The sequence below is a fragment of the Caballeronia sp. genome (assembly GCF_049581465.1).
In the GTDB taxonomy this organism is placed as follows: domain Bacteria; phylum Pseudomonadota; class Gammaproteobacteria; order Burkholderiales; family Burkholderiaceae; genus Caballeronia.
Genome location: NZ_JBAUSA010000993.1, coordinates 1 through 4,936, shown reverse-complemented (window position 1 = coordinate 4,936; position 4,936 = coordinate 1). Strand labels below are relative to the sequence as shown.

At 56.9% G+C, this 4,936-nt stretch carries 5 protein-coding genes; 2 read left to right on the top strand and 3 right to left on the bottom strand.

Translation table 11 applies throughout. The features are described 5' to 3' along the window. The 3 genes from WCA53_RS24345 to WCA53_RS24335 form a co-directional block, all read right to left on the bottom strand. Window positions 1-385, bottom strand: a 385-nt coding sequence (locus WCA53_RS24345) for a porin (RefSeq protein WP_423916476.1), incomplete at its 3' end; no start/stop codon positions are given. Between the two features lie 151 nt (window positions 386-536). Next, entirely contained in the window at window positions 537-815 is a 279-nt protein-coding gene (locus tag WCA53_RS24340) for a hypothetical protein (protein ID WP_423916473.1), read from the bottom strand. A gap of 113 nt (window positions 816-928) precedes the next feature. Then, window positions 929-3,562, bottom strand: a complete 2,634-nt coding sequence (locus tag WCA53_RS24335; RefSeq protein ID WP_423916470.1) for a hybrid sensor histidine kinase/response regulator — start codon at window positions 3,560-3,562, stop codon at window positions 929-931. Between WCA53_RS24335 and WCA53_RS24330 the strand changes: the two genes are divergently transcribed. Together WCA53_RS24330 and WCA53_RS24325 are read left to right on the top strand one after the other, a co-directional pair. Then, the gene (locus WCA53_RS24330) at window positions 3,556-3,849 is read left to right on the top strand and encodes a hypothetical protein (RefSeq protein ID WP_423916468.1); all 294 of its coding nucleotides are present in this window, start codon (window positions 3,556-3,558) and stop codon (window positions 3,847-3,849) included. The genes WCA53_RS24335 and WCA53_RS24330 overlap by 7 nt on opposite strands. 144 nt (window positions 3,850-3,993) lie before the next feature. Continuing rightward, window positions 3,994-4,936, top strand: a 943-nt coding sequence (locus tag WCA53_RS24325) for a nitrate- and nitrite sensing domain-containing protein (protein WP_423916466.1), incomplete at its 3' end; no start/stop codon positions are given.

Below are 4,936 nucleotides of genomic sequence, written 5' to 3'. Positions count from 1 at the left end.
GTCCTACATAATCCACCATGCTGTCGTACTGGCGGCCTAACGTTAGCGCACCATAGTCGACGCTCGACAGGCCGACGAAGGCCTGGCGGCCAAACTCGCGACCGTTGTATGCGAGGGTTCCGTCGTTCAGGTTAAAGCCACTTTCCAACGTGAAGATTGCCTTCAGGCCACCACCCAGGTCTTCCGCTCCGCGCAGGCCCCAACGGCTGCCATCCACCGGGCCGCTCACCAACTGTACGTTGCTGTGGCCGCCATTGACTGTGACCTGGCTGTTCGTGTACGTGACACCGACGTCAAGCAGGCCGTACAGGGTGACGCTGCTTTGCGCGTGAGCGGCACTTGCCAGCACGCCCAGAAGGGCGGCTGCAATAACTTTCTTTTTCATGGCTTCACTCCAGTAAATAGCGGCGAGATTCATTCTAAAAATGAATAATTCACAGGCCCCGAAGCACAGAATACGAAAATCCCGATCGGTCAACTTGACGCGAGAGAGTCGGTCGTGACCGTATAAAATCAGTAATCCTTTACATCAATATTTATAGATCGGTGGAATCATTATTCACCGTTGTGCGCTCGGCTGAAAGCGCTCGATGAACTCCATGTTGCAGTGAACCAACAAATTGTTTTTTCCGCAAACGTAAAGAAGTCAAGGAAATCCATTGTCCTAATGGTGCCTTTCCAAAACGAACTGCTTCGGAAGTATTGGGGCCGTACTGGACCCAAGCCCAATCAAGGTCAATAGCATTCCAAAATAGTGCAGCCGCGTATATGAGCTTCACCAATATAGGGCGCGCGACTGATTGCAGTTCGCTCACGAAACGCAGTCGTCAAATGAGGTACGCGTCATGCTTAAGTGCATTCGCGGTGCCTTATTTGTTCCACTCCTAAGCGTCGTTGCAGCCTGCGGCCTGTTCCGAGAATTTCAGCATTAATCCTGCTGTCGCAACGTTGAAAGCAAGCCCAGCAGATCGTCTATGTCCACGGGCTTGACAAAATGATAGTCGAAGCCGGCGACTTGGGCGCGTAAGCGATCCTCCGCTTGCCCGTAACCTGTAACGGCAACGAGTACGGGTATCTTCGCGCCCTTGGGGCGCAGGCGTTTCGCGAGTTCGTAGCCGTCTATATCCGGCAGGCCAATGTCAAGCAGCGCGACATTGGGAAGAAAGTCATGCGCGAGCGAAACTGCGTCGTGCGACGTATAGGCCACACGAGTGGTGTGCGTCTCGCTCTCGCACACCATCGCGAGCGAGTCTGCTGCGTCGCGATTATCGTCCACAATGAGAATGCGCAAGGCAGCAACCTGAGTCGGGGTGGCGATCGTCGGCGTCGTCGCGAGTGGCGGATGGATCGGGTGCCGCTCGTGCTGATGAAGGCGCGGCAGGCGAACTGTCACGGTCGTGCCCATGCCCGGTCCCGGGCTTTCGATCGAGATCGTTCCGTCATGCATCTCGACGAGTTTCTTCACGAGCGACAGGCCTATGCCCAGGCCGCCGTTGGAGCGGTCCAACGTACGTTCTCCCTGCGAAAACAATTCGAAAATGTCCGGAAGGAGGTCCGCCGAAATACCCGTGCCATTGTCGTGGATCGTGATGGTGACCCGATCATCTTCGGCCTGGACGCCCACTGTGATGTGACCCCCTTCCGGCGTGTACTTGCTCGCGTTATTGAGGATATTCACAAAAATCTGTGAAAGGCGCGTCGCGTCGCCGTAAATCCACATCATTCCGGCTGGCACGCTGACCTCCAGGCGTTGCGCACGGCTTTCCACCATGTCGGCGACGGCCTCAACGGCGCCGTACACCGCGCTTCCCACAAAAATGGGCTCTTGTTTGAGGGTAATGTGTCCTTGCGTGATGCGAGAGACCTCGAGCAGGTCATCGACGATGCGCGTCATGTGTTGAACCTGACGTTGCATGAGACCCGCGAGTTCCTGGACCTTGGGTTCGGCCAATGCCGTCTTTTGCATTAGCGCAATCGCCGTCCGCAATGGTGCGAGCGGATTGCGCAGCTCGTGCGCCAGCATGGCGAGAAACTCGTCCTTGCGACGGTCGGTTTCGCGCAGCATCAGTTCCATACGTTTGCGGTCGGTGATCTCGATGAGGCTGCCGACGATCTGCAGCGGATCTCCCCGGGCACTGCGATGCAGCAGGGCGCTGCCATGCATCCAGCGCTCGCGGCCGTCTAGCAGAAGGCGAAATTCGAACGGGAAGTCCGTCTCCTGCCCATTCGCTAACTGTTTAAGAAAAGCATCCAGTCCAGCCCGGTCGTCGATGTGTACATAGTTGAGCGCGCCCTCGTAGGAGAAAGTCGTGCCTTGGCGGGGTGTATGTGAGCCGGGACCGCCTTCCCATGAAATCGACCAAGTGGCCAGATCCAGGGAGAAGATCGTCATACTGGCAGCGCTCATGGCCGCCGACAGTCGCAGGTTGCGCTCCTCGATGGCAGCTTTCGCCTCGTACTGCTCGGTTACATCGGTAGTGGTGCCGAACCATTCCTGCAAGCGGCGATTATCGTCATAGAGTGGGGCCGCGTGAGCACGGACCATCCGGTACACGCCGTCGTGGCGTCGCATGCGAAATGTGAAATCGTGCGGGGTTTGCATCCTGACCGACTGGATCCACTGACGACGCGCTTCTTCCCGATCGTCGTGATGGACCGAATCGAGCCAGCCGGAGCCCGCGTGACTTTCAGGTGTGCGACCCGTGAAGCGCTCCCACTGGCTCTCCGACACGATATTGTTGCCGTTTGCATCGGCCGACCAGACAAGCGCGGTTGTAGCTTCGACGAGCGCGCGATAGCGGCGCTCGCTCGTGCTGAGTCGTTCGTCGCGTTCGCGTTGCGCGGTGATGTCGAAGGTAACGCCATACACGCGTCTCAACGCGCCACCCTCTGCGTGCTCGCTCTCCCCTCGCATACGCAGCCACCGCATTGAGCCGTCCGTCACGACAATCGGATAGTCGACCTGGAAGGGTTGTCGTTCGCTCAAGGCCTTCGAGAGTTCGCCGTGGAACTTGGGTTGACAGTCAGGCGGCACTCGCCGCCATAGTTCGTCAGGCGTGGCTGTATCGGTCCCCGCGACAAAGTCATAAATATGAGCCAACTGCGAAGTCATTCGGACTACACCGGTCTCCATGTTCCATTCCCACGCTCCCAGCCGCGCTGCCTCAAAGGCGGCTTTCAACCGCCGCTCGCTTGCTTCGTACATTTCCCATGCGTGCTTGCAATGATGAATGTCGATGCCAACGCCCACGACCTGCACGATCTCGCCGTTGTCGCGAGCCGCTAACAGGTGCAGCGTGTGCCATCGAAAAAGCCCGTCGGCGCGGCGGATTCTCACGTCGACGTCTTCAAGCGTGGCCCCTTCCAGCATCGGACGCCAGGAGTCAATCACCGATGCCATGTCGTCCGGATGTACAAAGGCCTTCCAATGCATTCCAAGCAAGGCTTCCGCGGTTTGCCCGAGGTAGCTGCACGTCCACGGATTAACGTATTCGATGCGCCCGTCGGGGCTGGCATGCCAGACGAAAGAGGGCAGGAAATGGGCGGGATCGCGTGATGGCATGGCATTACCTTCTTAGTCGGGTCTTCGAGCGCCGCGCTTACTGGCCGAACGGCGTCAGGCATCAATTTGCCCGTCGCGCTCACGGCCCCGTTTTCTTAGCTGGACGAATTGCGAACGTCACCACGAAACAGGAAGCTTTTTTTATTCCCGCGTTTGCAACTCTATTGGCACCACAACCGATTTTCAATTTTTTAGGGGCGACAATTTCCCATATTGCAAGAATCGCAGAAATTGTTGCGTGCATGGCAGTCAATTGCGCTAAAGAAGAACTTGAATCGCGCCGATAGTTGGAAACAGCTCTCTCGATCGAACGGAATATCTAGTGGGCCAGCGAACAACCGTAGCTGTGCGAAAACGGGTCCAACGAAATGGATCACAAGCCCCAGGCCATGACCAACATACTTTCACGAATTAGCCTTGCGTCCAAATTTGTGGTGCTCGGTGCGATGACGCTTATCCTCGTTGCTATACCCAGTACCCTTTATTTTTATGGCACGAACGCTGAGATCCGCCTGAAGCAGCGTGAAATGTCCGGTATTCCAACGGAGCGCGCAGTTCTAAAGGCGTTGCAGTTGACGCAGAAACATCGTGCCGAAGCCGCGATTTGGCTGTCAACTGCCAATGCTGGCCGCAACGCTGCGCCGCGGACAGCGGCTGACGCCGACGCGGCCTACGACGCAATCTCGGCGGCATTTCGACAATTCGATAGGGCGGACCCCGCCGTCAAGCAATGGGCATCCACACTGGAGGCATGGCAATCATTGCGCGAGAAGGTGGCAAACAAATCGATTGATCAACGCGAGAGTCTCACGGCGCATGCGACGCTCATCGGGAAACTGCTGAAGACGAACGCTCTGCTTTTCGACCACTACGGATTGTCCCTCGACGGTGACCTCGATAGTTCGCGCCTGGCTATAAGTTCGTTGAGCGACCTCCCGGCCCTGACAGAAGAGCTTGGAAAAGCGCGAGCCAAAGGTGCCAATATATTGTCCAGAGGGAGCGCCACTCCCGTTGACACCGTTGAGCTCACTAACCTCCTTGAACGTGCCACAGAACGATCCGCATCCTTCAAGAGCTCAATGGACAAGGCAACGGGTCAGAATCCGCAACTGGCAAGCCTGCTGAACCGTCCTATCGACGAGGCACAGTCCGCAGCGTCAGCGGCACTGGACCTTGCAGATAAGCGCATCGTCAACTCGAAGGCGCTAGATCTCGCGCCGATCGACTACGTGAACGAGTACACAAATGCTATCGACCTGTTTTTTGGAGTCGACGCGATTGCGGTTGATGGGCTCGAGGTGCTTCTTCAACAACAGAGTTCTCGCTTTCGCTCGATACAGCTTACGGTTCTCGCAGCCTTGCTGACTATTGTCC